Raw genomic sequence first — 25,396 nt, forward strand, 5'->3', positions numbered from 1 at the left:
ACCTAACCCCCATGGCTGCGGGGATCATCACTGCGCTGGCGGGCAAGGGGACTCGGGAGTTGAGACATTTCACCCGTCAGCTGACCATAGGGCAAGGGCAGGTTATTGGCGAGAGCTTCAAGGTTTTGGGCCATCACTTCCTTGGGCTGGTGGCCGATCGCCACTGCTTGGGGTTCCAGTTGCCGATTCAAAAAGACAAAGTGGGGAATGCCATCCACATTAAACCGCTCAATTTCCGGTAGCCACTTCGTGTTGTCCACGTTGAGCATGACAAAGTTGACGCGATCGCGATATTGCGCCTTTAATTCCCCCAAATCCTTGGCCATCGAGCGACAGGTGCTGCACCAGTTGGCATAGAACTCCAAGAGGGTGGGCTTGCCATTGACTTGAGCCTCCTCCCAAGGGGTAGCGTGCTCAGCTTGCTCCGCGAGGGTGAGGGGGTGATTGCTATTGCGCAAAGCACTAAATAAAGCAAGACTAATGAGAATGGCCACAACAGCAATTACAAAGTTGCGTAGCCGTTGACCACTGGCTGCCGTTGCTGCTCCCATAGGGTGTTCCTTGCATGTCTCGACACGTTGATCCTAACGGATTTTCCTAGCACAAGAGGACTCTCGGGAGAAAAAGGGCTTTGAAAAGGGCTGTACCTTTGCTATGATCTATGTTCTGGTGTTTCATATTCTGGAGTTAGGGCGGTTAACTCAGTTGGTAGAGTATCTCGTTTACACCGAGGCTGTCGGGGGTTCGAGTCCCTCACCGCCCATCTTGGCTCCTAAACCCAGTGGTTTCCCCTTCCCTAGTACATAAAGGGATTTTTAGGTTGCGGAATCGGCGTGATTGTCTCAGCAACCAGTACCAATTGGCGGCGGTTGTTGAGGATTTCGGTGGCCATGCGCCCCTCCACCCGAAACCACTGGTCTTGGGGATAGGCTTGGCGCAATCGCCCCAATTTCACTGGCAGGCCGACGGGATAGGCATCCGCTGCACAGCAGGTAATGACAAAGCGGGTCAAGGTAAGATAGGTTTCCGGCAGTTGAGGACTGTGGACAGCAAATCCCTCAATGCGCGCAGGCAATCCGCTATAGGCATCGGGTTCAGGATAGACATCAAGGGTGCGAATCCAATCAATGAGCGTGCGCTCCTCAGGCCGTTGATTGAGGCGAAAGGCTACGGGACTATTACGCGTCACGGTCAAGCCATCCTCAAGGCCGCGATGAATGGCTGTTGCACTATTGAAAGGACGGGGCGTAACCGCCAACCCCACGACTGCTGCAACAATCAGGACACTGAGCGTCCAACGCGCCGGTAAGAGGGCAACATGCTGCACAGGGGTTACGCGACCCTGCCACAACCGCCACCCTTGCCAACCACTCACCGTAACTAAAAGAAACCCAGTGGCGATCGCCAGTCCAAAGTAGTTGGGGTGGATCAGCAACCCCAGTCGCCCCTGCAACCAATATTGGAGAAACAACGTTCCCCAGAGGAGGAGCGCCACAACCGTCCACCACTCTTGTTGTAGCCAGCGACGGCGCATCATCATGCGCTGAACCCGCGGGGAATAGCGATTGGAGGAGCTAGAAAACATGGGGGGCGGAAAATTTGCCATCCCTAAACATTCTAGGGGGAATCCTGCCATTGCGGGCTTAGCTCACGAAAGTTGAAGAGGGTGGCCTTGGGATGACACTGAGCACAGCCATCGAGGGTAACGGGTCGGGGTACCTCAACGCGGGGATGGAGGATGCGAAAGAAGGGCGATCGCCCGACACGAAAGGGAATTTGGGCATCGTTGGGCAGAGGGCGAGAATAGGTGCGCAAATAGTTCCAGAGTGGCCCTAACTCTAGGCGGGGAATGGGTTCGAGCGTTGCGCCGTAGTGATTGGTATCTTGAATCAGCACCTGCCATGCTTGCGTAGGCAATGTTTCCGGGGGCACTGCCAGATGACAACTGCTACAGCGCCGCAGATAGATTTGCGCCCCCAACTGGGCATTCAAGGGCAAAACATCAACAGTACCGCTGAAGTCTGGGGTGGCGATCGCTGCCCAGGCACTACCCACAAGGGCACAGAGCATCAAAAGAACTACCCCTACCCCCCAGCGCCAGTGTTGTCTAATCTTGGATATACTCAAGCCCTTCATCCAAACAAAACTGTGCCCGCATCAATTCACGACCGAGATAGGCCGCATGGTCAAACGTGGTAACCAGTTGGCGATCCTTCTCGAAAAGCTCAATACACAACTCCTTGGCTGTTCGACCGCTGAGGACTAGATCGGGTTCCCGTGTGACTTTCCCTTTGGTGGGAATGGGTTCGCCGGTATCGGGATCTACCGCTAAGCCCTTCTCATTAATGTCATTGGGGTAGTGTTTCATCCAGATCAACTCTTGCTCAGGGTCAATGTAGATAATGAAATACCCTGCCGGATCGAGATGAATAAATCGCTGGGATAGCTTGTTGTCAAGAGCCGTGCGTTCTGCTTTGCTCAACGCCTATCTTTCCTCTAACAGATGCACTCTTTATTCTACTTATTCTACGGTGAACTCGACTGGAATTTGCTGGCCAGACCCTTGAGTTTTGGAGCATTCGCGTTATAATGGAGATTGCCTAAAAATTTCGGCTCAGTAGCTCAGTGGTTAGAGCAGGGGACTCATAAGCCCAAGGTCGCAGGTTCGAATCCCGCCTGAGCCACTCCCTTAAGGACTAGGATTATACGGTTGCCGCTTCTAGCTCCACCCCCTCCAGTAAGTCATTCACAGGGAAGCGATCGAGGAGGTAGCGTGCCTGCTGCGCGCTTTGGCGCAGTTGGGGACTGGTGTGGGGCGCATGGGGAATCTGGGAAAGAAAATCGAGGGTGCGCCGTAGTAACCGCACAATATCCCCCGCATCAAGATTGGTTTCAGCGCACAATTCATTCCACGACGTGCCTAAAGCCCACTGCTCCACCAAGCCAATGAGATCCCACTCGTACCACAAGGGAAAGATAATGCGATGGCGGCGCTGCACCTGAAAGAGGCGACGGCGAATCGGACTGAGGGCAGCTAGGCGTTCTTCCACCTCACTGGGAATGGGGTAGTTGCACCAACTGTCGGAACGGGGCGTTTCAGTGACCAGAGCCGCGATCGCTGCCGCTAGGAGGTGGGGGGGCAAATCATCCAGTTCGCCAGAGGCCAAGGCCAAGGCCAGCCAGAGTTCGTTTTCTCCCCGCAGGGCAGCAGCCATTTCCCCAAGGGGGGTGGGGGTCAAGTCGTTCAGGCCACCAAAGTCTTGGAGAGCAGCAACGAGGGCAAGAAATTGCTCCCAGTGGCGTTGGGACTGTTGATGCAGCTTCTGCTGGCGATCGCGCAGCTCCGTTTGCAGCCGTTCTTCACGGCGAACTAAGCGCAGCAGCGAATGGACATTTTGCGGCAGACTGGCTTGCAGTTGGCTGAGTTTCGCCTCGAGGTCAGTAATTTTAGCAGCTTGGGCAGCCACTTCCGGCGCGGGTAAGACGGGTGGGAGATCAGGAAGGGTACCAAGGTAGTGATGGGCATCGTTACAGACATAGCTTTCCCCTAGGCGCAGTTTCATCGCCTCTGGAGGCGTGGGGAGATTGCCACAGGGGGGGCGATCGGGATAGACACCCAAAATGTCGTCAATACCAACGACCCGAAAACGACCATCGGCCGCAAGGCACAGCCAGTGGGGCAACTGCCCGGAACCAGCAACGGGCTGACAGAGCACGGCAGCTAGGGGGGGATGATCCCGCAGCGGGGATTTGATATGCAGCCATGTCCCCGGCGGCACTGCCATCATAAAGGGAAGGAGTGCTTGGGCACGTTCTTGGGCCGCCTGCTGTTCGAGGATTTTTAGGAGGCGTTGATCCTGCCGCAGCCGTTCCCGCAGCTTTTGATACTGTGCTAGCTGCTGCCGATCAATGCCCGTCAGGCGTTGTTGCACGGTTTGTAATTCCGTTTCCAGTTGGGCGATCGCCTGCCGCTGCGGCTCCAGTTGCAAGGTGGCTAAGTACTGGCCAAAACTGCGCTCCACCAATTCCCGCGCCTCTTCGAGGGTGTGGCGTTGGAGCAGGTTCAAAACCATGCCATAGCTGGGGGTAAATTGACTGATCAGGGGATCCGGAGCGGCTGTGGCCAAAAACGCCGCCTCATGGGCACCCTCAAAGGGGGTTTGCAAGGTGACCACATGACCCACCGTATCCATGCCCCGGCGGCCGGCTCGTCCTGCCATTTGCAAAAATTCCGAGGCTGTCAAGAGCCGATGACCGCTGTCAGTGCGCTTCGAGAGGGTAGAAATCACAGTGGTACGCGCAGGCATATTGATCCCTGCCGCCAAGGTTTCCGTGGCAAAGACGAGTTTGATCAGCCCTTCCTGAAAGAGAGTTTCCACAAGGGTTTTCACCACGGGTAGCACGCCGGCATGGTGAGCGGCAATCCCTTGGTAGAGGGGGGCAATCATGTCAGGGGCGACAATGTCCTGATGCTGTGCCAAAAAAGCCTCGACCCGCTCCGCCAGTGCCTGCTGTTCTGCTTGGGTGAGGAGATTCATGCCCAAGACCTCTTGAACGGCTTGGTCACAGCCGCGGCGACTAAAGATAAAGTAAATAGCGGGTAGCATCTGTCGCTGTTGCAGTTGGCTCACCACATAGCGGATGCTCAAAAAGTCCCGCTTGCTGCCGCGTCGCCGCAGTTCAGGCTGGCCGTGGAGCTTGGGGTTGAGGCGTTTGCGTTGGCCATCCAAGAGGGGAAAGAGTCCCTTGCCATTGCAAAAGTAAAAGTGCAGGGGAATGGGTCGCCAGTCGGAGTAGATGAGTTCAGCCTCCCCATGCACAGATTGAATCCAGTCGGTGAGTTGTTCGCCGTTGGCGATCGTGGCCGAGAGGGCCACCAGTTGAATCTCCTTGGGACAGTAGATAATTGATTCTTCCCAAACGGTGCCCCGCTGGCGATCGTTCATATAGTGGCATTCATCGAGCACCACCACTTCCACCCCTGCAAGGGAGGTGCCCACTTCACCAATGGGGGTGCCGTAGAGCATATTGCGGAAAATTTCCGTTGTCATCACCAGAATCGGGGCATCGCGGTTAATCGAGACATCCCCGGTCAAAAGACCCACCTGCTCCGCACCAAACTGCTGCTGAAAGTCACGCCACTTCTGGTTCGAGAGTGCCTTCAAAGGGGTGGTGTAAAAGACCCGCTGCTGCCGCATCAGGGCACGGTGAATTGCATACTCACCAATGAGGGTTTTCCCTGACCCCGTAGGCGCGCAGACCACCACAGAGCGACCCGCCTCAAGGGCAGCGATCGCTGCTTCTTGAAAGGCATCCAGTTCAAAGGGGAGTTGGGCAAGGAAGTCTGCTAGGGCAGACGATCGCTCACTCATGGGGTAGGTGTTGGCTCCTGCTGCACAAGGACTTCGCCCTTGAGGAGCCGCGCTGCGGCATCTAGCAATTGCTCCTCTAGATAGGGCTTTGTAAAGTAAGCCCGTGCCCCCAGTTGTGCGGCCATCTTGCGGTGGCGATCGGCGCCCCGTGAGGTCAGCATGGCGATCGGCAGATGGTTGAGTTTAGGATCCTTCTGAATTCGTGAAAGCAACTCCAAGCCATCCATGCGCGGCATCTCAATGTCACAAAAGACCAAGTCGCAGGGCAAGCCAGAGCGCAGTTTTTCCCACGCATCTTGACCATCCCGCGCCTGCTCGACGCGGTAGCCCGCGCGTGTAAAGGTCATCGAGAGCAACTCCCGCACTGTAATCGAGTCGTCGATGATCAGCACCAAGGGTTCGGAGGCTTCCTCTGATTCCGCAACATCCACTATGTGGCCAAAGCCACGCCAGTCGCGATCCATGCGTCCTAGGGACAGGTCAATAATTTCCAGCACGTCAGCAATCACCATCGCCCGACCATCCCCTTGAACGGTTACTCCTGCCACACCCACCGGCTTCGGCACAGGCCCCGACAACTGTTTGATCACAATTTCCTGTTCGCCGATGACCTGATCCACTTCCATGGCCACGAGATCATCACTACTGCGCAGCACGACAATCGAGACCATGCCATCATCTTGGGTGCTGCCACCATAGACATTGCTGCGGCTGATGTTGCGGCTGTACTTGAGCAAATCCCCAAGCTTACGCACCGGCAGCAGGCGATCGTGCCACGAGAGAACCCGTTGACCATCTTCTAGGGTTTGGATGCGCTCTTGGGGAATATCCAACATATCCTCTACGCCGTCAATGGGGAAGGCAATGCGGCAGTGGTTATCAATGCAGCAAAGGGCTTTGGTAATACTCAGGGTCAGCGGCAAGCGGATTGTAAATGTGGTGCCTTTGCCCACCGTAGAGTCAATGTTAATCGTGCCGCGAATGTCCTCCAGATTTTTGCGCACCACATCCATCCCCACACCGCGACCGGCAAGGGCATCCGCTTGATCTTTGGTGCTAAATCCCGACTGAAAGAGGAAGGCATAGACCTCTTGGCGCGACAGGTTGGGGGCATCGGCCTCCTTCAGAAGACCCTTCTCAATTGCCTTGCGTTTTACCCGTTCTGGGTCAATACCCGCCCCATCGTCACTAACGGAGATAATCGCTTGACTGCCCTGGTAGAAGGCGCGCACGCGAATCAGGCCTTTTTCTGGTTTACCCAATCGCCGCCGCGCTTCGGGCAGTTCGATGCCATGATAAACAGCATTATTGATGAGGTGGGTCATGGGGTCAAAGAGCTTTTCAAGGATGCCCTTGTCAATGAGCGTGTCTTCTCCCTCAATCTTTAGTTCCACCTGTTTGCCCATGGTATTGGCAACGCGGCGTACAGCGCTCGGTAAACGTTGAGACATTTCACGGAAGGGCACCATTCGTGAGCGGCTCAGCTCCTCTTGGACTTGGGTGGTGACTTGGCGAAATTGGCGTGCCACCTGCTCCACTTCGTCAACAACATATTGGATGTCATCTGCTGCCTCCCGCACCCGCACAATCCGCTCAATGACTTCTTGAGAGAGGGTGTGGAAGCCGGTAAAGCGATCCATTTCGAGGGCATCAAACTCGATCCCCGTGGCATGGGTTCCCCGTTCCCCTTGGCCATTGGCTACCCGTGCAGTTGTCACGCCCAGCAGTGAACTCTCAAGGAGCGATCGCTCGTAGAGGTCTTGCATTTGTTGGCCGACCTCTCCTAGTTGTTGAACCTGGTAGAGCAAGTTATCGAGAAACTGCCGCAGGCGTTCTTGGGTGTCTTCAAGGCTATTGCGGTTGACCACCAACTCCCCAACGAGGTTACTCAGGGTATCGAGGTGGCGCACCGGTACGCGCATGGTTTGTTCCACCAAGGAAGCACCTCTTGCACCTGCTCCTGTTCGCCGCGGGGGGGCTGCCTTGCTGCTACTTCCTGCGGGTTGGGGAATTAATTTCTCTAAATCGGCAAAACTATCGTCAGCAGTGGCGGACTCTGGCGTTGCCGGCGGTGGGCTGGGTGCTGCGGGGCTGGCTTGATCCAAAAGCTGCTCTAGATCATCAAAGGCCGGCGTAGATGGTGTCGCTGTCTCTAAAAGCTGATCTAATTCGTTGAACGTCGCAGTCTCTGCGGGGGTTGTACTTTGCTCAATCAACCCCTCCAACTCCTCTAGGACCTCTAGGACGCTTTCAGGGCTAACGGATGCAGTGGCATCATTCACTAGGGCTTCCAGTTCAGCCATACTGCCAGCTTCAGGGGAGAGGATCGATTCCTCGACCAGTGATTCCGATTCAACAACACTGGCAGCCTCTGCTGCGGATACAGGCTCTCCCAAGAGGGATTCTAGCTCCGCCATGCTGGCAGCCTCAGCAGAGGGTTCAACCTCCTCCGTTGGGACTTCAGGTTCAGCGGTCGCTGTGAACTCAGGAAGACTCGGCTCAGCGATCGCCGGCGCTTCCAAGGCAGATGGCGTTTCTGCCCACGGATCATCAACGCTTGGCGGGGTAGTAAACTCTGCGCGGGCTTCTTCCACCCCATTATCCACGACTAAGCTTTCTAGGACATCATTAAGACCCGGCACCTCTTCGAGGAACTCAGCCACATCCTCTGGGACATTACTCAGAGCAGGGATCTCCAAATCCTGTTCTAAAGGTGGCAGATCGGCAGCCTCAATTGTTTCCAACTCACCTAAGAAGTCCTCCAGGGAAGCAACGGCCTCATCAAGAGGAGCCATCTCTGGAGGAGCTTCCTCCGTGAATTGGGCAAGGAAGGCATCCAGACTAAGTTCAGCGGGTTCTGTGGCTGCATTCTCCTCCGCAGGACCGTCAAGTGTCAAGGGTGCCTCAAGAGCCTCAGCTGCACTTTCGGCGATCGCTGGCGGCCTGAGATCATCGAGGGATGCTTCCTCCACCTCCGTAGAGACCGACTCACCAGAGAGTTCTTCAATTTCATCGAGGATGGCCTCAAGGCTGGGTTCTGCTTCAGGCAGCTCCTCAGCAGCGGTCATGTTCAAAAAGTCAGAAATCTCCTCATCAAAGGGCGCTTCACCCCTCAGCCCTAAATTGGGCAAATCCTCCTCAAGGGTGTCTTCCAGCCAGTCGGTTGGCAGTGCCGTGGCATCACTAAAAATGTCACTTAATTCTTGGAAATCAGTCCCGCTCTCCTCATCGAAAACAATGACCCCATCGCCACCGCTGGTCATTGGCGCCATTGGCTCAGAAACCTCCTCTTCAGGCGCACTCACCTCTAGCGGGGCAACCTCAGAGGCCATTTCAAGGGGTGCCGGTGGTTCCTCAAGAGTCACGGGAGCTGATTCTAAAACCGCAGGCTCTGGCTCTTCTGGAACAACCGCCGGCGCTTCCTCAATCACAGGGGGCTGAAGCGCCACTAAACTATCACTGGGACGAATCGCACTGCCTTGACCATTGAGCACCAAGTCGCGAGCCGCCATAATCTCTTTGATTACCACGGGTGCCAAAGCGGTGAGGGGCTGAGCGGTGTTACTCACCGCCTGTTGGGCGATTGCTAGCAACTCAACCCACTGGGGCAGCCCAAAGGTTTCCCCCAATTGACCCAAGTTAGAACAGGCCGCCGCCAATTCTTGCCGCACTTGGGGCGAGTCGGGCTGCTTAAAGAGTTGCAACATTACCCGCAGGCGATCGGGCACCTCTGTTTGAAAGACTAGGCGGTAGCTCGAATCAGCAACGGGTTGCACCGGCGGCTTAACGGGTTCGGCCACAGGGGGAGAAGGAACAGTCACAGGGGGCGCCGCTTCTGCTCCTTGGGTCAGGTGGCTCAAGTGGGCTTGCAGTTGATTGAAGACCGGCTCCACCCGATTCAGAGTGGCCGTTGCCGTCTCCTCCGTCAAACCAAAGGGGCCTTGCAACTCATCGAGGAGTTCCCGCAGCGCATCAAAGGCTTGCAAAAAGAGTTGCTCTAGGGTTTCATCCACGGTTACGGGGTGTTCCCGCAGAATTTTGAAGTAGTCCTCCAGCTTGTGGGCAGTGTGTTGAATGCTGTGGAGTCCGAGCATCGCTGCCCCACCTTTGACGGAGTGGGCTGCCCGAAACATTTCACTCATTGCTTCGGGGTCATTGACCACCTGCTGGAGATTCATCAAACTGTCTTCAATGGTGGTCAGGTGTTCCTGCGCCTCCTCAATGAAGTAACCAAGAATGCGCTTTTGTTGATCGCTTTGCATAGCCCCCTCCCGGATTGCTTAGGCTTGATCTTCAGTATTTTCAACGCGGAACCGTTCCACCGATGCCTGCAAGTTGCGTGCCACACTCACTAGACCTTGCAACGAGTCAGACACCCGCTGTGCTTCCTGAGAGGTGGCCTGCGCGGTCAGTTCAATGGATTGCATCACCTGGGCCATGGCGCGTGCCGATTCTGTTTGTTCGACCGTGGCGTTGGTAATGGAGCGCACGAGGGTATCAATTTGCGAAGACACTTGGATAATGTCCTCCAGAGCATGCTTAGCTTGTTCAGCCCGCTTTGTCCCCTCAATCACCTGCTGAGTGCCCTCCTCCATTGCCGTCATCACGGCACCGGTTTCACTTTGAATTTGCAGCACAATTTGCTCAATTTCCTTCGAGGCCTTCGCCGAGCGATCGGCCAGTTGCCGCACCTCATCGGCCACCACCGCAAACCCTCGACCGGCTTCCCCAGCTCGTGCGGCTTCAATACTGGCGTTCAGCGCCAGCAGGTTCGTGCGGTTGGCGATCGACGAGATGACACCCACAATCTTGGCAATCTCTTGGGAAGATTCCGCGAGGCGCTTCACCTTGCGAGTGGTCTCTGCTACCGTTTCGCGAATCTGCAAAATACCCGCCACCGTGCGTTCCACCGCCTCACCGCCACGGAGGGCTGTTTCTGAGGCATTGCGTGCCACCTCATTGGCTTCTTGGGCACTTTCAGCCACCCGCTGAATCGCATTGGTCATCATCTGCACTGAGTTCAGGGTGACCGCTAGCTCCTCCGCCTGCCGCAGGGCGTCTGCCGAGAGACTACGGGCAAAGGTTTCATTCTCTGCGGCACCACGACTCACCTGCTGAGCAGCGACTTTCACCTGTTGCACAATCGTCCGCAGGTTGTGAATGGTCAGGTTAAAGGAGTCGGCCACTGCGCCAAGTACGTCCGCTGTTACTTCAGCTTGTACAGTCAGATCCCCTCGGGCAGCTCCCTCGACATCATCGAGGAGTCGGATCACTTGGCGCTGCAAATCATCCCGCTGTCGTTCAATTTCCTCTGCTTTTTTCTGGGCATCAAGGGTAATCTGCTGGATGACATCCGTCATTTGGTTAAAGCTTTGGGCCAAAAGGCCTAGCTCATCATTCCCCGTCACTGGTACTCGCGCCGTCATATCACCGGCAATCACAGCATTACACTGTGCTTGCAAATCTGTGCAGAAGCGCTTGATGCGGCTGGCGCTGCGCTGTCCCATGGCATAGACCGTCACGCCGGCGGTGAGACCAGCCGCAGTACCACTCACTAAAGGCGCAGGGCCGGGGGCACTAAAACCTAAACTAACGGCACCCGCAGCCAAGGCGGAAAGCACACCGGTGGTTACTGCTGAGGTAATGTTTTGCTGGCCAAAGGAACTCGTGGCTGTTGAGGTTGCTGGGACTGTTCCACCTACAGGACTGGGACTATGGGAAGGGGGTGGTGGAGTAGCCGCTGGTGCTGCCACGGGCACTTGCTCGGTAAAGGCTGAAAGATCGTGACTCACTGGAGGGGTTGGGGTTTTAGCACGGCTAGCGGTGCTTTCGCTCAAATCCAGGCTAAAATCGGCCAAGTTGTCAAGGCCTTGCTGGCTGAGATCAAATTCATCCGGTAAAACCGCAAAGGTTTCGGTGCCCGCATCGGTCATCCCTGTGGCATCTGATCCAGTAGCCCCCATGCCATGCACTTGGCGATTGGCAATGGTCATTTCATCATCAAAGCCTGCACCGGAGAGATCCGCATTACCAAAGGAGAGATCCTCTAGGTTAAAGTCGGCAATGGATTCCAAGGATTCAGCCCCACCTGAGCTAGTTTCCCCTTGGGCGATCGCTGGTGCCTCTGGTGCCCTCGGGTCTTTGGCAATGGCTTCACGTCCGGGAGACTCAGACATAGCGATCGTTGGCTCATCCTCAAAGGTAGCGGGGTCAAAGGCCTCAGGAGACAGGGGTTCGGCCACAATATCTGGAGCTTCAAAAGCCTCAAGGGAAGCCGAGAAGTCACCAAAAAGATCCTCTTCCTCCTCGACCGCATCAGAAGAACTGAATTCGGGCTGCGGCAACGATTCAATGGCGTCTGCCGTCTCATTGGTCAACAAATCACTAATGCCCGCGGCAGAGGTAGAGACTTCAGGAACGTTGGTCGCAGCAGATTCCGTCAGATTTGGAAAGAGGTTCTCTTCAGAAATGCTTGCTGCTGGGGATTCCTCAATATCACCAAAGAGACTTTCTCCCGAAGTAGTTGCCGCTGGAGATTCCTCCAGCCCCGGAAAAAGACTCTCCTCAGGTGCGGCAGCGGCTAGTGGTGCCATTTCAGCGGCAAAGGGATCATCAAATGTTTCTAGGGAGGGCGGTGTCATTTCTTGAAAAGGTTCTACTGCACTTTCTGGCGCTTCACCACCAAAAACCGGGCTGGCGGATTCGGAGGGGGTCAAAGGAGAACTTCCCATCAGCATCGTGATATCATCATCCCCAATGGCTTCAGCGCCTAGAGGTTGCACGGATTCGCCGATGGGAATTTCTGGAATGTCCGCCGCTTCAGATGCAATGTCTTCTAGGGAGTGGGCAGAAACAGCAAAAGGATCCTGAACCGCTGCATCTTCGTCAAAAAGATTAAAGGTACCCTGTTCTAGGCTAGCGCCAAATTGTTCCTCAATCCCTGCAATCTCTAGGTCGTCAAAGGGGTTGGTTGTCCCCAAATCGCTGCCAAAGTCATCAGAGTGTTCTAAACTAAAGGTTTCCAAGGGGTTTATAGCTTGGGATTCTCCAATGGGTGGAGTCGTCTGCAAAAAGGTATTGTCGCCTTGGAGTTGGGTATGTTCTCCTTGCAGCGTAGTGTGATGTTCTTCGCTCCCATAGTTACTCGGTTCAGCAGCAGGAATCAAATCCTTAATCTTAGCAAGGCTCTCGTTGGCCAGATTGATCAATTCTGGATCAGTTGTGGCGTTGAGAACTGCATGGTACTGCTCTTGAGCCTCGCTGTAGCGTTGTTGGCAGCAGTAAATATGCCCCCGCAGCAGCCGTAGGTTGGGATCGTCCGGTCGGGTGCCCACCAACTGATCTGTAATTTTGGCCGCTTCTTCGTAGTTGCCTTGCACATAAGCGGCAACCGCTTTTTGATATTCTTGAGCGTGTTGGGTGCTGCTGGATGCCATGGGCTTACTCCCAGAATGGACGATGACAAGGGGCAAATAATTCTAGGGACTCAATCAAGGAAGCTTTAATTACAAAGTATGCGCCAATCCTTGGGAAAGATATCACGGGGGTGTTAATTTTCCTAAAGTGACTGGTGTTGATGAGTTTCATGATGACACTTGAGCGCGAGTGTCCATTAGATGCTACTTTTTCTAGTTTAGAGTCCCCAGCGAGCACTGCGTAAAATGGCGAGGTGATCCAAGAGCTTAACAATTTCCTGCTGCTCGGCACCAAAAACCCATTCGCCACGGACAAAGGGCGCCATCTGATCGCTGATATGGGTCGCGGGCTTAATGGTGTCATTGCTGAGCCACTCCATGCCTTTGACTTGGTGAACTGCTAGCCCTACCATTAATTCATCGTCCTCAATGGCAATAATCGATAGCTCAGAACGATCGGTATTCAAGGGGGTGTCATCCCCAAGAAACTTACCGCTATCCGCTACCCAAATCACCTGCCCCCGCAAGTTCAAAATCCCCAGTAGCAGATTGGAGGTGTTGGGCACTGGGGTAATGCGATCGGGACTCACAGCCACAACTTCGTGTACTCCAATAGCGGGTAGCGCCAAGGTATCCCCGCTGGGGATCGTAAAGAGGATATGTAAGTCCCCCTCTGGAGTTCTGAGGTCATCGATATTGCCACTTTCGATGGGGGCATTGGTTGCGAGTAGGTCTGAGCTACTAAACATCTTTTTTAGCCTCGCAAGAGTTGCTTGATGGTGCCAACGAGTTCTTTGGGGTCAAAGGGCTTCGTAATATACGCATCAGCCCCTTGTTTCATGCCCCAGTAGCGATCAAACTCCTCACCTTTAGAGCTACAGATGACCACGGGAATGGATTGGGTGCGGGGATCGGCCTTGATTTGGCGACAGACTTCATAGCCATTCATGCGGGGCATGACAATGTCGAGGACAACCACATCGGGTGTACTCTGCTGCAATTGCTCCATTGCCTCCACGCCATCAGTGGCTACAGTGACTTCAAAGCCTGTTTTCGCTAGCAGCTCGCTAATCATTTCCCGCTGGGGTGGACTATCTTCGACAACTAAGACTTTGCTCATAGGATTTTAGATGTAGGATTAAGGGTTTGCTTTATATTCTAAAAGCCTGAGAGTATGACAAGGGGATGACAGCCAACCTGCGGAGGTTAACGGGGGGTTTCAAGGCTTGATTTTGGTTCTAGCACGTCGCCAAAGGATTCGTCTGTTAAGGAGGTCACAGGCGGCGCTGCACCAATATAATGGTGCGTAATTGTTAACAATTCTTGGGTTGAAAAAGGCTTACTGAGGTAATCAGTGGCACCAGCCACTTTAGCGCGCAGGCGATCGCTCCAACCGACGAGGCTAGTCAGCATAATAATCGGCGTATAACGGAAGCGAGGCGTGTGTCGTAGCAAAGTGCAAAATTCATAGCCATCCAATTCGGGCATGGCAATATCGAGGAAAATCAGGTCGGGGTTGAGTTGGAAAATGAGACTCAAGGCGGTCAAGGGATGGGCGATCGCTGTGGCTTCATAACCTGCGGCTTGCAGGGTGGATTCCACCACCTGACGGACCGTAACCGCATCATCCACACACACGACGCGGGGCGATCGCCGCCAAGACAGGGGCGGAAATGTACGGGTGTGGCCATTGGTGCCCCAAGAATTCACTTGTAAGTACCCTTGATGGAGATAGGGCAGCAGGAGTTTGCCCACACTCACCCCGTCTCGTCCCAGTTGCCGACTCAGACGGCGCAAGGTGATCCGCTTGTGCAGGAAGGGTTCGAGTTGGCGAAACCACTGATCCGCTGGATCGTTGCCGGTGGGTTTAATATCCGTCAGTTCTAGGGATTGATCGAGGGAACGCAACTCTGGATGCAGTTTTTTCCATTCCCGCAACTGACTCAGGCTGTCATTGAGCAGCGCTGTTAGAGAAAGATTGTGCCATTGGGGAGTGAGGGGACTCGCACTATAAAACTTGAACCAAGCACGATTGAGGCTAACAACGTCAAAGAGGCTCTCCCGCAGCAGGGCACGCCACACGCTATGGATCTGACTGAGCTTGCAGTAATCAAGGAGCCACCACAGGCATTCGTATTCCACCCAACTAGCACCGGCTTTGCTTTCGATCAAGCTATCGGGACTCGGCCAAGGAATGCCTTGGCCATAGAGCAGATCCTGCAACCGCTCTAAACTGTGGCTGTGGCGATCGGCAATATAAACCAAGTGACCATGGCTTAAAAAGAGAAGCCACGTGTGACCAGCGTCATCTTCGAGGTAGAGTTCCCCCGTGCGCTGGCCAAGGGCAAGGGTTTGGCACAGCGTGTAAATATCCGTATCGTTGAGGCATCCTTCCATGGCGCTATTATAGCGATCGCCAGCGGGCTGACTGGGACATCGAATGTTCAGTCTCAGTTAGCGCTGGGTATAGGTAGAGAGCAATTGCACCAGTTGCTTGACGAGAGCCTCTTGATCGCGATTGATCTGCGGGAAGTTAAAGTCATCGCGAATATGAACCTCAAAGCCGGGCACCACCTCAATGCGCTTCCAAGATTCTGGTTGCGGTGAATGGCTCGGGGGGGGTACTTCGCGGCGGCTGACACTGGTACCGACACGCATGGGTTCCCCGTAACGGTGCTCAGAGCGGTCTTGTACCTGCTGCAAAAAGGCCAAGGCGGGGTTGATCGGCGGTGGATTCAATTGCAGATGAACCCCCTGCTCAAGGAGTGCCCGCAGTTCTGGGGTGCTCATGCGATACACCAGCTTGTATATGGCCCCTGCGGTGTAGCCCTCCATCAACAGCCGCCGCACCACGAGCAATTGCACAAGATGGCGATAGCCGTAGCGCCCTTCACGGCCAATGCGGGTGGGGCGATCAATCAACTTGCAGGAGGTGTAATGGCGCACTAGACGCGGGTTGACCTCTTCCAAAACACGGTTTTTGGAGTCCTCTTTGGGGAGGTGCTGGGGCAAGAGTTCGTTGGCGATTTCCACCAACTCATCTAATGACCATTGATCCTGAACGTGGATGAAATCTTGAATTGTTGCCATGGTGAACAAACACAGCCTTTTTTGAACGAAAAAACAAAGAAGCCAGTTGGAGAGGGATTGACCTGTCCTAGGTGAAACGCAAGGGCGCTCCTAGAGCAGGCGTGAAACGATATTATCGTATTTTTTTGGTTCTGTATCATTTTGGGTCTCATCTAGTCTTCCAATTGTCAAGGAAGGTAAACACACGAATATTAGAAGACTACGAAGGATTTAACGCAACGCAAAGCTGCATTGTGCCACCAAAACAATTTATTTGATGCTAGCATACAGCGTTTGGTGTTGAGCAAAGTTCTCCCAAAAATTACTGGGATTTTTGTGCTTTCAAGCAATTTGTTGCAGAGTTGTTACAAATTCTGGATAGGAGACGGCTGCTGCACTGGCGTTGTGAATGTGGCTTGTTCCTGTGGCATTGAGGGCAGCGATCGCCAGACTCATGGCCATGCGATGATCCCCGTAGGTTTCTAAGTGGGTTCCTTGGAGGGGCACACCCCCCTGAATATCGAGGCCATCACTGAGTTCAGTGACCTTAGCACCCATTTTTTGTAATTCTGTGGCCACGGCTTTGAGGCGATCGCTCTCCTTCACCCGCAGTTCTGCGGCATCGCGAATTTCTGTCACCCCCTCGGCACAGGCTGCCGCCACGGCCAAAATGGGAATCTCATCAATCAAACGAGGAATTAATTCACCGCCAATACGGGTTCCCTGCAGCCTCGCTGATCGTATCCGCAGATCTGCCACGGGTTCGCCTGTAACGAGCCGCTCATTTTCAAGGGTAATTTCGGCTCCCATTGCCCAGAGAACGTCGAGAATGCCCGTGCGGGTGGGGTTGACGCCCACATTGGTCAGCAGCAGTTCTGAACCGGGTAGGAGCGAGGCGGCCACTAACCAAAAGGCGGCTGAACTGATGTCGCCAGGGACAATGACTGTTTGACCCTTTAAGACCGCAGGCCCTTCAAGACTGACTGTACAGGTGGCTTCATCCACACTCAAACAGGCACCAAAGGCCTGAAGCATCCGTTCGCTGTGATCCCGTGAGCGGTGGGGTTCGCGAATAATGGTGGTGCCTTCGGTGTGGAGAGCGGCGAGCAATAGCGCTGATTTCACCTGAGCGGAGGCAATGGGACTGTAGTAGGTGATTGGCTCTAAGGGCTGTCCCAAAACGGCCAAGGGAGCACGGCTGTGGTGTTGACGCCCCCAAATCTGGGCACCCATCTGCAGCAGGGGCGTGACGACCCGTGCCATGGGGCGCGATCGCAATGAGGCATCCCCGGTGATCGCAAAAAAGCGACCTGTTTGCGCCGCCAATACCCCCAACAACAGCCGCATCGTCGTACCAGAATTGCCGGCATTCAGCACATCCGCGGGTTCTTGGAGATGACCCATTCCCAAGCCTTGAACGGTGACGGCTGTGGCATTGAGGTCTGAAATCTCGGCACCAAGGGCACGAAAACAGGCAGCGGTACTACAGGTATCTTCACCGACGAGCAGACCTGCAATATGGGTGGTGCCCTCTGCCATGGCTCCCAACATCAGGGCACGGTGGGAAATGGATTTATCTCCCGGTACTTGTAGGGTGCCCCGCAAGGGATGGCCATCGGCCTGAATTTGCCAAGTGTCGTTGGACGTAATCTGAATAACCGCCATGGGACATGTGGATAAAACCGCGTTCTCGATTGTCCCACGTCTGTTGCGCTATAGCCCCATCGAGCGCTTCAGTTCGTCGAGGGCAGTTTGCAATTCTAGGCGGCGAAACTCAGCTTCAATAGGATCATTGAGGTCACTGGTGATGCGCGGTGGGGGTGGCGGTGGGGGGGCACTGGCGGTAGGCACACGGTTCATGACTTCCTGCCGGCGATCGCGAATCTTTTGCAGAAGCTGCTGGGTCACGGGAATTTGATTAAGGGCATTGAGGCGCTGCGTCCACAATTGCTCGCCGCGTTGGCGTAATTCGGCCTCCCGTTGCCGCGCCAATTCCACAAGGTCGGGACGTTGAGCTGCCATCGCCGTTTGGATGCGATCGCGCCAGCGGCGAATCTCAGAAACAAGGCCTAAAATCTGCTGCTCACAGCTATTGACTTCTTGTTGCAATCGCAGGAGTCGCTCTTGGGTTTCCCGTTCCTGATCCTCTAGCTCCAGCAGCAGCAAATTGAGTTCAAGCTGCGGATTGGCACGGATAAAATCCTCTAGTTTTTGCTCTAGGAATGCATTCAAGTCGCGGAAAAAGCTCATGGCTGCCCCTTCTCTAAAAGCTTTGGCCAACGGTGAGGGAGCGCACTTCCCCTTGGCGCCGTAGCACTGCCCGCTGATTTTGAATCTGTACCAGTTGCCAGCCGTCGTTGCCAATTGTATCGCCCACACTCAGTCGCAGGGTTTGGCCATTCTGGTCTTGAAAGAGGGCAACCGAGCGATCGCCCAGTTCGAGGATGCCAACCAAGGTATGTTGGGGGGGCGCCGGTGGGGTTGCTGGCGTAGGGGCTGTTACCGTTGGTAAATTGGGTAGGGTCACCGTGGGTGCGGCGGGGGCTTGATAGACGGGAACGTAAATCCGTTCTACCGTTGGGGCAGAGGCTGTGGGGCTGGAGCTAGAATTGCTGGCGATCGCCGGCGGTGAGGGAGTCGAGGTGGTGGCCTGTTGGCTGAGAAGTTGAAGTGAAGTTTGCAAATACTCTGCAAAGGCAACATCTGCAGCGCTAGGAGTAGTGCTCACCGCCGCTTCGGGGGCAACTGCGAGCGGTTGGCGATTGAGGCTAATCCAGAGGCCAACCCCCAAGATAAAGGAGGCAATGCCGACCCCCATCAAAAAGCGATCGCCCCAAGAGAATGCTTGCTGCGGTTCTGGGCGGTAGAGGCGGCGGGATCGCTCCTCTGGAGGCGGCGGGGGACTGCTGGGTTCAAAGGGGACAAGCAGGGAAGGCTCTGGTTCTAAAACCGCTGCTAGGGACTCTGGCTCATTGAGGCCAGCCTCCACGGCGGCAAAGACTTCATCCACCAAGCGATTGGCTTGGACATCCGTGAGACAGGTTTCCATGGTGTAGGGGTCTGTCCTCTGCGAATCATCGCTCCGTGTCATCACCCATGCCTCACAATGATCACCAAAAACGCCCAACCTTGCCTATTTTCCTACTTACGATAGATACCTAAATCCTATGCGATCCTTATCCTACTGGCCACCACTGCCGCTGCACTCTGGCGTGATCCACACGGTCTTTACGGCCTATGTCCAACGCTGGGGATGCCTCTACCCTTGGCAACCGCAAACCAGACATGTTTTCCATGGGGCGGAGGGCGTGCCTTTGTACGGTGAGGGGTATCGGGTTGGCCAAGCACGCGGCACCATCATTGCCACCTATGGCATTACGGGTGATCTCAAGAATCAATGGTACTTGCATACCCTTGCCCATTGGGCGATCGCTCGCCGCTTTGAGGTGGTGCTCTTTGATTGGCGCGCCCATGGCCGCAGTGCAGAACTGTCCCCAGTGTTAACCAGTGATGGCCTCTATGAAGGGCAAGACTTTGGGGCGATCGCCCAGCAGTGTCGAGAACTTGGCTATACGCCTCCCTATTGGTTGGTCGGCTATTCCCTTGGTGGCCAGCTTGCCCTTTGGGGAGCGTGGTATGCCCAACAGCAAGGCATAACAGAGATTGGGGGGGCTGCTGTGATTTGCCCCAATCTTGATTCCAACCGTTCCCTTGCCCACCTCAAGACAACCTTTTGGGGACGCCAATTTGAACGGGCTATCAGCCGTCAACTCCAACACTTAGCTCGCCATCTTCATCGCCTTCATCCTCAGATCTTTGATCTCAAAACCGTTGCCCAGATTAACACCATTGCCGGTTTTGATGCCGCCTTCGTGATTGACCGGCTGGGGTTTGCCAGCGTTGCCGACTATTACGCTGCCAGTAGTCCCTTGCCCCTGCTGCTGCAGCTAACCATACCCATCTGGATTCTCTATGCCGCCGATGATCCCCTGTTTGCTCCCAGTCTGGTGCCTGAACTGCTCACAATTGCCGAGAGAAACTCGGCCCTTACCCTCCTCCTGACGAAACAGGGCGGCCATGTGGGTTTTACCAGCGATCGCCAGTGCCAACGCCGCTGGGGCGATCCTGACTACTGCTGGGGGATTCATCGGCTCTTGGACTGGTTAGAAGAGCAAACTGAAAGCGCAATTTTCAAAGGCGGCACCCGGATTCGAACCGGGGAATAAAGGTTTTGCAGACCTCTGCCTTACCACTTGGCTATGCCGCCCCATTTGGCAATTTCTCATTATACTCGATAGCGCCGACAGACATCCGACCTTGGTGGGGTCAACCGGATTGCTCAAGGTAACGCTGAATGGCTTCACGGGTCACCGCCGCCAGAGACATGCCCTTGGCTGCTGCCAATTCCTTGAGCTGCTGGTATTGATCAGCCCGCACATCCACGCGGTAGCGCTTTGTTGCAGCAGCAGGCACATAGGTGGCAGCAAACTCCCGCACTGCCGCCAGGCCAACCCGATGGCAAAAATCCCCAAAGGACTCTCCCTGCTGGCGGCGATCGCGATAAAAGACCAAGACCGGTTCTAACGCCTGCTCTAGATCGGCAAGGGGTAACCGCTCCATATAGACCTCTGCCAAGCGGGTTTGATCGGGACTCCCCCCCAACCAGACTTGATAGGTGTGCGGCACAATCCCCACAAAACCCAGCTCTGCCAAGTAGGGACGGGCACAGCCGTTGGGGCACCCCGTCATGCGAATTACAAAATGGTCCTGCTGCAGTCCCAGCCGGTTCATAAGGCGGCGGATTCGCTCCAGTACCCCCGGAATGGCTCGTTCCGATTCGGTAATGGCCAAGCCACAGGTGGGCAGGGCTGGGCAGGCCATGCTATAGCGCTCAAGGGGATCAAGGGCAGTGACATCACGAACCCCATGCTCTTCAAGGATGTGCTGAATGGCATCCCGCTGATCGGGAGAAACATCGCACAGGAGCAGATTTTGGTGGGGCGTCACCCGCAGGGGGAGCTGAAACTCCTCCACAATTTTCCTGAGGGCTGACTTGAGTTTGAAGTTGCCCCGATCAAGGATGCGGCCATTGGCAATGGAAAGGCCATAGAAGAACTTGCCATCCCCTTGGGAGTGCCAGCCCAAAAAGTCCTGATAGCGCCAAGGGGGCAGCGGGCGAAAGGGTTCGAGGGGTTTGCCAAAGTATTCTTCCACCTTGGCTTTGAATTTTTCGACTCCCCAATCGTGGACCAGATATTTCAAACGAGCATGGCGCCGATTATAGCGATCGCCATAGTCCCGCTGGGTTGCCACAATTGCTTTCACGGCCTCATAGACATCTGCGGCTTGGACAAAGCCAATTTCATCCGCCATGCGGGCAAAGGTTTCTTCTTTGTTATGGGTGCGCCCCAAGCCCCCACCCGCGTAGATATTGAACCCCTCAAGATGGCCTTGGGAATCGGTAATCACCACTAGGGTCAAATCTTGGGAGAAGAGATCTACGGAGTTATCCCCCGGCACGGTGACGCAGCACTTAAATTTGCGGGGCATATAGTGATCGCCGTAGATCGGCTCTTCGTTGTTTGGAAAGATGGTGCCGTTGGTATTGCGCTGCCGTGCCGCCTTGACATCGGGGTGCTCTTCGGCAGAGATGACCTTTTCACCATCCAGCCAAATCTCGTAGTAGGCCCCTGTTTGGGGTGTCAGCAGATCGGCAATGCGGTGGGCATATTCATAGGCAAGGAGATATTCAGGGCGATCGCGAAAGGGAGCAGGGGGTGCCATCACGTTGCGGTTCAAATCACCGCAGGCCCCCAAGGTGGATCCCATACTGCGGACAATCGCCGCGATCGCTGCTTTGAGATTCTTTTTGAGAATGCCATGTAACTGAAATCCTTGGCGTGTGGTTGCCCGCAGGGTATGGTTGCCGTACTCATCCGCCAAGCGATCTAGGGTCAAATAGAGCTGCGGCGGAATATACCCCCCTGGACTGCGGGTGCGCAGCATGAACTGGTAGTCTTTTTCCTGCCCTTTGACGCGGTTATCGCGATTGTCCTGCTGATAGGAGCCGTGGAACTTGAGGATCTGCACCCCCTCTTCGCTAAAACGATTCGTGGGTTCCAGCAACTCTGTGGCCACAGGTTCTCGCAGATGTTGGCTCCGTTCTTTGAGAGCCTCAATTTTTGAGCGTTTCAGGGCAGTATCTGCAGAAGCGGGCGAAGCAACCATGGTGTTCTGTCTTCCAACAGGCGAGAGTAACTAAAATGACGACCGTCAAAACTCCCCAATCTTGATCGGGAAAGTGAGCTATCTCATTTTAGCGAACCTGTGGAACGATTAACAGGAGGGTTCTTCCTTGGAGGCACAGTCCTTTTGCCAGCAGCGTTCAAGGTAGGCGTTGTAATACTGCCGCCAGAACCGTTTGGGATTGAGGGTAAAGTCTGGACTAAATAGCCGTTGGGTCAAGTACTGCCAAAGGGGAAAAGCAAAGACACGACGCGTAGCCATAGGCACACCGTGAGCGTGAGCGATTCAAAAACTGCAACTTACCTTGATCATAGACGAGGGTTCTGGGGGGTCAGGGTCTCTGCCAAGTTTCTTAACGCGCGGAAAACCGTCCGAGGGGCGAAAGATGTTAAAATCTGTAAAGTTTTCTGGGATCACCGATGCGGGTTGTCATTGTGGGTGCAGGGTTGGCCGGCTTAGCCGCCGCTGTGGAGTTGGTGGATGCCGGTCACAGTGTGGAACTCTATGAATCCCGTCCCTTTGTGGGGGGCAAAGTCAGCAGTTGGCAAGATGCCGATGGTAACCACATTGAGATGGGGCTGCATGTTTTCTTTTACAACTACGCCAATCTCTTTGAACTAATGACCAAGGTGGGGGCGATCGCCAACCTCCTGCCCAAGGAACATACCCACACATTCGTTAATCGCGGTGGTCAGGTGGGAGAGCTGGACTTTCGCTTTCCTTTGGGTGCTCCCTTCAACGGTCTCAAGGCCTTCTTTACGACCCGTCAACTCTCTGCTGCCGATAAATTCTTTAATGCCATTGCCCTGGGCACCAGTCCTGTGGTGCGGGGTCTTGTGGACTATGAGGGGGCGATGCGCCAAATTCGCGCCTTGGATCGCCTCAGTTTTGCGGAGTGGTTTCGGCGGCATGGTGGTTCAGAAAATAGCCTCAAACGCCTCTGGAATCCCATCTCCTACGCCTTGGGCTTCATTGATACGGAGCAGATGTCTGCTCGCTGTATGCTGACGATCTTTATGATGTTTGCCGCCAAAACGACTGCCTCACGGCTCAATATGCTCAAGGGATCGCCGGCGGAATATCTGCTCAAGCCCATCGTGAACTACATTGAAGCGCGAGGGGCAAAGATTCATCTGCGGCGGCGGGTCAAGGAAATTCTCTTTCGCGGTGAAGACCCTAGCACGTGGCGGGTAGAAGGGTTGGTGATTCCCCATGGCGAAAAACTGGAAACCGTTACGGCGGATGCCTATCTGTGTGCCTGTGATGTGCCAGGAATTCAACGTTTGATTCCTGAGGCATGGCGATCGCACCCCACCTTCGACAACATTTTTAAGCTGGAGGCGGTGCCGGTGGCGACGGTACAACTGCGGTTTGATGGCTGGGTCACAGAACTGCAAGACCCCGCTAAACAAAAACAAGTGGCAGCAACGGGCATTGATAACCTGCTGTACACTGCCGATGCCGATTTTTCCTGCTTTGCCGATTTGGCGCTCACTAGCCCAGCGGACTACTATCGGGAAGGGCAAGGCTCCCTGCTGCAAGTGGTGCTTACGCCCGGTGATCCCTTCATCAAAGCCAGCAATGAAGAGATTGCCCAACATGTGCTGTGCCAAGTCCATGAACTCTTCCCTTCGTCGCGCCATCTGAACATGACATGGTACAGTGTCGTCAAATTAGCGCAGTCCCTTTATCGCGAAGCCCCCGGTATGGATCCCTATCGTCCGCCCCAAAAAACGCCTGTTTCTAACTTTTACTTGGCGGGCAGCTATACACAACAGGACTACATTGACAGCATGGAGGGCGCGACAATGTCCGGACGACAAGCCGCCCAAGCGATTTTGGCAGGAGGTCATGGATGAGTTGGCTAGAGCATACGGTGCAAATTGAGGTGGCCGCCGATGTCGAGCGCGTCTGGGCACTGTGGTCGGATCTGGAGAAAATGCCCCTGTGGATGAAGTGGATTGAGTCAGTGGTCATTACTGAAGAAGACCCTACCCTCTCCCGCTGGACCTTGGCCGCAGGAAACTGGCGGTTTAGCTGGCGATCGCGCATTTGCCGCCAAGTCAAGCACCAAATAATTCAGTGGGAGTCAGTGGATGGGCTGCCCAATCGGGGCGCAATTCGCTTTTACGATCGCCATGGCAGCACAATTGTTAAGCTGTCGGTGGCCTATGCCATTCCGGGCATTTTGGGACAAATGATGGATCGCCTGTTCTTGGGGCGTGTGGTGGAAAGTACATTGCAAGCGGATCTCGAGCGCTTTCGGGAGTATGTGCAACAAATGCAGCCCACCCAAGTTTCCTAAAGTGGCGATAGGGCATAGGAGAGGGCGATCGCGAGCAGGGCAGCGCCGGGAAACGTGAAGATCCACGCTAGGAAAATTTGCGCCCACACTTGCCAATTCACCTCCCCTTGATGGCGATAGCCAGCTCCGGTAATCGCCCCCACCACCACTTGCGTCGTACTGACGGGAAAGCCCACGAGACTCGCGGCGCCCACAGTCAAGGCGGCACTGAGGTTTGCGAAGCAGCCACTCACCGGATCAAGGGGGGTAATTTTCTCCCCGGTGGTGCGGATAATGCGTTCGCCACCACCATAGGTGCCGATCGCGATCGCCAAGGCACAGGCACCCATAACCCAGAAGGGTACCCCCGCATCGGGGGCTAGTTGTCCCCAACTGACAAGGGCAAGGGTAATCACCCCCATGGTTTTCTGGGCATCATTGGCGCCATGGGCAACGGCCATCAGCATGCCAGAGAGAATCTGCAACCGTTGCCAGTGTTCTGGGGGAATTTCTTGGGATTGCAGCCATTTCTCAACGAGGGTCGTGAAACTCAGGCCAATGGCGATCGCCACCAAGGGGGACACGATCATGGGAAGAACCACTGCCTCAACAATCCCCTGCCAAGAGATGATGTGGGGTGACACTTGAAAGAGGGCTGCCCCCACCAAACCCCCAATGAGGGCGTGGGAAGAACTACTGGGTAACCCCCAATACCAAGTGAGCAGATTCCAGCCCATGGCGCCGAGGAGTGCAGTACCAATCACGCCAAACCACTGCTCACCCAGCGCACGGCTGTCGAGAATCCCCGATTCAATGGTGAGTGCCACCCGCGTACTCAGGAACGCCCCCACAAAATTTGCCACCGCCGCAAGGAGGAGCGCCGAGCGCAGGGAAAGGGCACGGGTGGCCACCACCGTGGCAATCGCATTGGCGGCATCATGGAAGCCATTGGTGACATCAAAAAGGAGGGCTATCGCAATCAGCCCCCCCTTGAAATCAATGGCCATGCC

The 25,396-nt window shown here is 55.0% G+C and carries 20 protein-coding genes and 3 tRNA genes; 5 read left to right on the plus strand and 18 right to left on the minus strand.

Annotation, left to right across the window (positions count from 1 at the left end):
- Positions 1-2: 2 nt before the first annotated feature.
- Positions 3-551, minus strand: coding sequence for a thioredoxin family protein (locus ACK4HN_RS08570; protein ID WP_409851161.1), 549 nt, complete (start codon positions 549-551; stop codon positions 3-5).
- A 139-nt stretch (positions 552-690) separates the two neighbouring features.
- Here ACK4HN_RS08570 and ACK4HN_RS08575 point away from each other — a divergent pair.
- A tRNA-Val gene (locus tag ACK4HN_RS08575) sits at positions 691-763 on the plus strand.
- A gap of 33 nt (positions 764-796) precedes the next feature.
- Here the strand turns inward: ACK4HN_RS08575 and ACK4HN_RS08580 are convergent.
- Genes ACK4HN_RS08580 through ACK4HN_RS08590 form a run of 3 tightly spaced genes read right to left on the minus strand, consistent with a single transcriptional unit; the run spans position 797 to position 2,482 of the window.
- Complete coding sequence (locus ACK4HN_RS08580) at positions 797-1,606, minus strand: TIGR03943 family putative permease subunit (RefSeq protein WP_409869214.1); 810 nt, start codon at positions 1,604-1,606, stop codon at positions 797-799.
- 11 nt (positions 1,607-1,617) lie between these two features.
- Complete coding sequence (locus ACK4HN_RS08585) at positions 1,618-2,136, minus strand: cytochrome C (RefSeq protein ID WP_409877505.1); 519 nt, start codon at positions 2,134-2,136, stop codon at positions 1,618-1,620.
- Entirely contained in the window at positions 2,108-2,482 is a 375-nt protein-coding gene (locus tag ACK4HN_RS08590) for a DUF4346 domain-containing protein (protein WP_409851168.1), read from the minus strand. The genes ACK4HN_RS08585 and ACK4HN_RS08590 overlap by 29 nt, the downstream gene beginning before the upstream one ends.
- Positions 2,483-2,611: 129 nt before the next feature.
- Between ACK4HN_RS08590 and ACK4HN_RS08595 the strand changes: the two genes are divergently transcribed.
- A tRNA-Met gene (locus ACK4HN_RS08595) sits at positions 2,612-2,684 on the plus strand.
- Between the two features lie 18 nt (positions 2,685-2,702).
- Here the strand turns inward: ACK4HN_RS08595 and ACK4HN_RS08600 are convergent.
- From ACK4HN_RS08600 to ACK4HN_RS08645, 10 genes are all read right to left on the minus strand, one after another.
- On the minus strand, positions 2,703-5,372 hold the full coding sequence (locus ACK4HN_RS08600) for a DEAD/DEAH box helicase (RefSeq protein ID WP_409869212.1): 2,670 nt from the start codon (positions 5,370-5,372) through the stop codon (positions 2,703-2,705).
- Positions 5,369-9,634 carry a response regulator gene (locus tag ACK4HN_RS08605; RefSeq protein ID WP_409869211.1) on the minus strand — a complete coding sequence of 1,422 codons (4,266 nt, stop codon included), beginning with the start codon at positions 9,632-9,634 and terminating at the stop codon, positions 5,369-5,371. The genes ACK4HN_RS08600 and ACK4HN_RS08605 overlap by 4 nt, the downstream gene beginning before the upstream one ends.
- 18 nt (positions 9,635-9,652) lie before the next feature.
- On the minus strand, positions 9,653-12,808 hold the full coding sequence (locus ACK4HN_RS08610) for a methyl-accepting chemotaxis protein (RefSeq protein WP_409877506.1): 3,156 nt from the start codon (positions 12,806-12,808) through the stop codon (positions 9,653-9,655).
- Between the two features lie 197 nt (positions 12,809-13,005).
- Entirely contained in the window at positions 13,006-13,536 is a 531-nt protein-coding gene (locus tag ACK4HN_RS08615; RefSeq protein WP_409869209.1) for a chemotaxis protein CheW, read from the minus strand.
- A gap of 5 nt (positions 13,537-13,541) precedes the next feature.
- Positions 13,542-13,907, minus strand: coding sequence for a response regulator transcription factor (locus tag ACK4HN_RS08620; protein ID WP_181496648.1), 366 nt, complete (start codon positions 13,905-13,907; stop codon positions 13,542-13,544).
- Positions 13,908-13,993: 86 nt separating this feature from the next.
- Positions 13,994-15,184: a response regulator gene (locus ACK4HN_RS08625; protein ID WP_409877507.1), complete on the minus strand. Its 1,191-nt coding sequence runs from the start codon at positions 15,182-15,184 to the stop codon at positions 13,994-13,996.
- A 57-nt stretch (positions 15,185-15,241) separates the two neighbouring features.
- Positions 15,242-15,877: a MerR family transcriptional regulator gene (locus ACK4HN_RS08630; RefSeq protein WP_409877509.1), complete on the minus strand. Its 636-nt coding sequence runs from the start codon at positions 15,875-15,877 to the stop codon at positions 15,242-15,244.
- 321 nt (positions 15,878-16,198) lie between these two features.
- Entirely contained in the window at positions 16,199-17,521 is a 1,323-nt protein-coding gene (gene aroA, locus ACK4HN_RS08635) for a 3-phosphoshikimate 1-carboxyvinyltransferase (protein ID WP_409877511.1), read from the minus strand.
- 48 nt (positions 17,522-17,569) lie between these two features.
- On the minus strand, positions 17,570-18,106 hold the full coding sequence (locus tag ACK4HN_RS08640) for a TIGR04376 family protein (protein ID WP_409870241.1): 537 nt from the start codon (positions 18,104-18,106) through the stop codon (positions 17,570-17,572).
- A 13-nt stretch (positions 18,107-18,119) separates the two neighbouring features.
- Complete coding sequence (locus tag ACK4HN_RS08645; protein WP_409870243.1) at positions 18,120-18,947, minus strand: hypothetical protein; 828 nt, start codon at positions 18,945-18,947, stop codon at positions 18,120-18,122.
- Between the two features lie 76 nt (positions 18,948-19,023).
- On the opposite strand from ACK4HN_RS08645, the gene ACK4HN_RS08650 reads away from it, so the two are divergent.
- A complete protein-coding gene (locus tag ACK4HN_RS08650) occupies positions 19,024-20,082 on the plus strand; it encodes a YheT family hydrolase (protein ID WP_409870245.1) in 1,059 nt (352 codons plus the stop codon).
- Here ACK4HN_RS08650 and ACK4HN_RS08655 read toward each other — a convergent pair.
- The 3 genes from ACK4HN_RS08655 to ACK4HN_RS08665 form a co-directional block, all read right to left on the minus strand.
- Positions 20,052-20,123: transfer RNA gene (locus tag ACK4HN_RS08655), tRNA-Cys, on the minus strand. The genes ACK4HN_RS08650 and ACK4HN_RS08655 overlap by 31 nt on opposite strands.
- Before the next feature lie 59 nt (positions 20,124-20,182).
- Complete coding sequence (gene sir, locus ACK4HN_RS08660) at positions 20,183-22,084, minus strand: sulfite reductase, ferredoxin dependent (RefSeq protein ID WP_409877512.1); 1,902 nt, start codon at positions 22,082-22,084, stop codon at positions 20,183-20,185.
- A 108-nt stretch (positions 22,085-22,192) separates the two neighbouring features.
- Positions 22,193-22,363: a hypothetical protein gene (locus ACK4HN_RS08665; protein WP_409849471.1), complete on the minus strand. Its 171-nt coding sequence runs from the start codon at positions 22,361-22,363 to the stop codon at positions 22,193-22,195.
- Positions 22,364-22,521: 158 nt separating this feature from the next.
- On the opposite strand from ACK4HN_RS08665, the gene zds reads away from it, so the two are divergent.
- Together zds and ACK4HN_RS08675 are read left to right on the plus strand one after the other, a co-directional pair.
- Positions 22,522-23,961, plus strand: coding sequence for a 9,9'-di-cis-zeta-carotene desaturase (gene zds / locus ACK4HN_RS08670; RefSeq protein ID WP_409877513.1), 1,440 nt, complete (start codon positions 22,522-22,524; stop codon positions 23,959-23,961).
- Complete coding sequence (locus ACK4HN_RS08675; RefSeq protein ID WP_409849474.1) at positions 23,958-24,407, plus strand: SRPBCC family protein; 450 nt, start codon at positions 23,958-23,960, stop codon at positions 24,405-24,407. Before zds ends, ACK4HN_RS08675 begins: the two co-directional genes overlap by 4 nt.
- Here ACK4HN_RS08675 and ACK4HN_RS08680 read toward each other — a convergent pair.
- Positions 24,404-25,393, minus strand: a complete 990-nt coding sequence (locus ACK4HN_RS08680; protein ID WP_409877514.1) for an inorganic phosphate transporter — start codon at positions 25,391-25,393, stop codon at positions 24,404-24,406. The two genes, ACK4HN_RS08675 and ACK4HN_RS08680, sit on opposite strands and share 4 nt — an antisense overlap.
- Positions 25,394-25,396: the final 3 nt, after the last annotated feature.

The sequence above is a fragment of the Thermosynechococcus sp. genome (assembly GCF_046299655.1).
In the GTDB taxonomy this organism is placed as follows: Bacteria; Cyanobacteriota; Cyanobacteriia; order Thermosynechococcales; family Thermosynechococcaceae; genus Thermosynechococcus.

Coding starts and splice junctions, on each gene's coding strand:
- ACK4HN_RS08570 (WP_409851161.1), bottom strand. CDS start 551: ATGGGAGCAGCAACGGCAGCCAGTGGTCAACGGCTACGCAACTTTGTA.
- ACK4HN_RS08580 (WP_409869214.1), bottom strand. CDS start 1,606: ATGGCAAATTTTCCGCCCCCCATGTTTTCTAGCTCCTCCAATCGCTAT.
- ACK4HN_RS08585 (WP_409877505.1), bottom strand. CDS start 2,136: ATGAAGGGCTTGAGTATATCCAAGATTAGACAACACTGGCGCTGGGGG.
- ACK4HN_RS08600 (WP_409869212.1), bottom strand. CDS start 5,372: ATGAGTGAGCGATCGTCTGCCCTAGCAGACTTCCTTGCCCAACTCCCC.
- ACK4HN_RS08605 (WP_409869211.1), bottom strand. CDS start 9,634: ATGCAAAGCGATCAACAAAAGCGCATTCTTGGTTACTTCATTGAGGAG.
- ACK4HN_RS08610 (WP_409877506.1), bottom strand. CDS start 12,808: ATGGCATCCAGCAGCACCCAACACGCTCAAGAATATCAAAAAGCGGTT.
- ACK4HN_RS08615 (WP_409869209.1), bottom strand. CDS start 13,536: ATGTTTAGTAGCTCAGACCTACTCGCAACCAATGCCCCCATCGAAAGT.
- ACK4HN_RS08620 (WP_181496648.1), bottom strand. CDS start 13,907: ATGAGCAAAGTCTTAGTTGTCGAAGATAGTCCACCCCAGCGGGAAATG.
- ACK4HN_RS08625 (WP_409877507.1), bottom strand. CDS start 15,184: ATGGAAGGATGCCTCAACGATACGGATATTTACACGCTGTGCCAAACC.
- ACK4HN_RS08630 (WP_409877509.1), bottom strand. CDS start 15,877: ATGGCAACAATTCAAGATTTCATCCACGTTCAGGATCAATGGTCATTA.
- aroA (WP_409877511.1), bottom strand. CDS start 17,521: ATGGCGGTTATTCAGATTACGTCCAACGACACTTGGCAAATTCAGGCC.
- ACK4HN_RS08640 (WP_409870241.1), bottom strand. CDS start 18,106: ATGAGCTTTTTCCGCGACTTGAATGCATTCCTAGAGCAAAAACTAGAG.
- ACK4HN_RS08645 (WP_409870243.1), bottom strand. CDS start 18,947: ATGACACGGAGCGATGATTCGCAGAGGACAGACCCCTACACCATGGAA.
- ACK4HN_RS08650 (WP_409870245.1), top strand. CDS start 19,024: ATGCGATCCTTATCCTACTGGCCACCACTGCCGCTGCACTCTGGCGTG.
- sir (WP_409877512.1), bottom strand. CDS start 22,084: ATGGTTGCTTCGCCCGCTTCTGCAGATACTGCCCTGAAACGCTCAAAA.
- ACK4HN_RS08665 (WP_409849471.1), bottom strand. CDS start 22,363: ATGGCTACGCGTCGTGTCTTTGCTTTTCCCCTTTGGCAGTACTTGACC.
- zds (WP_409877513.1), top strand. CDS start 22,522: ATGCGGGTTGTCATTGTGGGTGCAGGGTTGGCCGGCTTAGCCGCCGCT.
- ACK4HN_RS08675 (WP_409849474.1), top strand. CDS start 23,958: ATGAGTTGGCTAGAGCATACGGTGCAAATTGAGGTGGCCGCCGATGTC.
- ACK4HN_RS08680 (WP_409877514.1), bottom strand. CDS start 25,393: ATGGCCATTGATTTCAAGGGGGGGCTGATTGCGATAGCCCTCCTTTTT.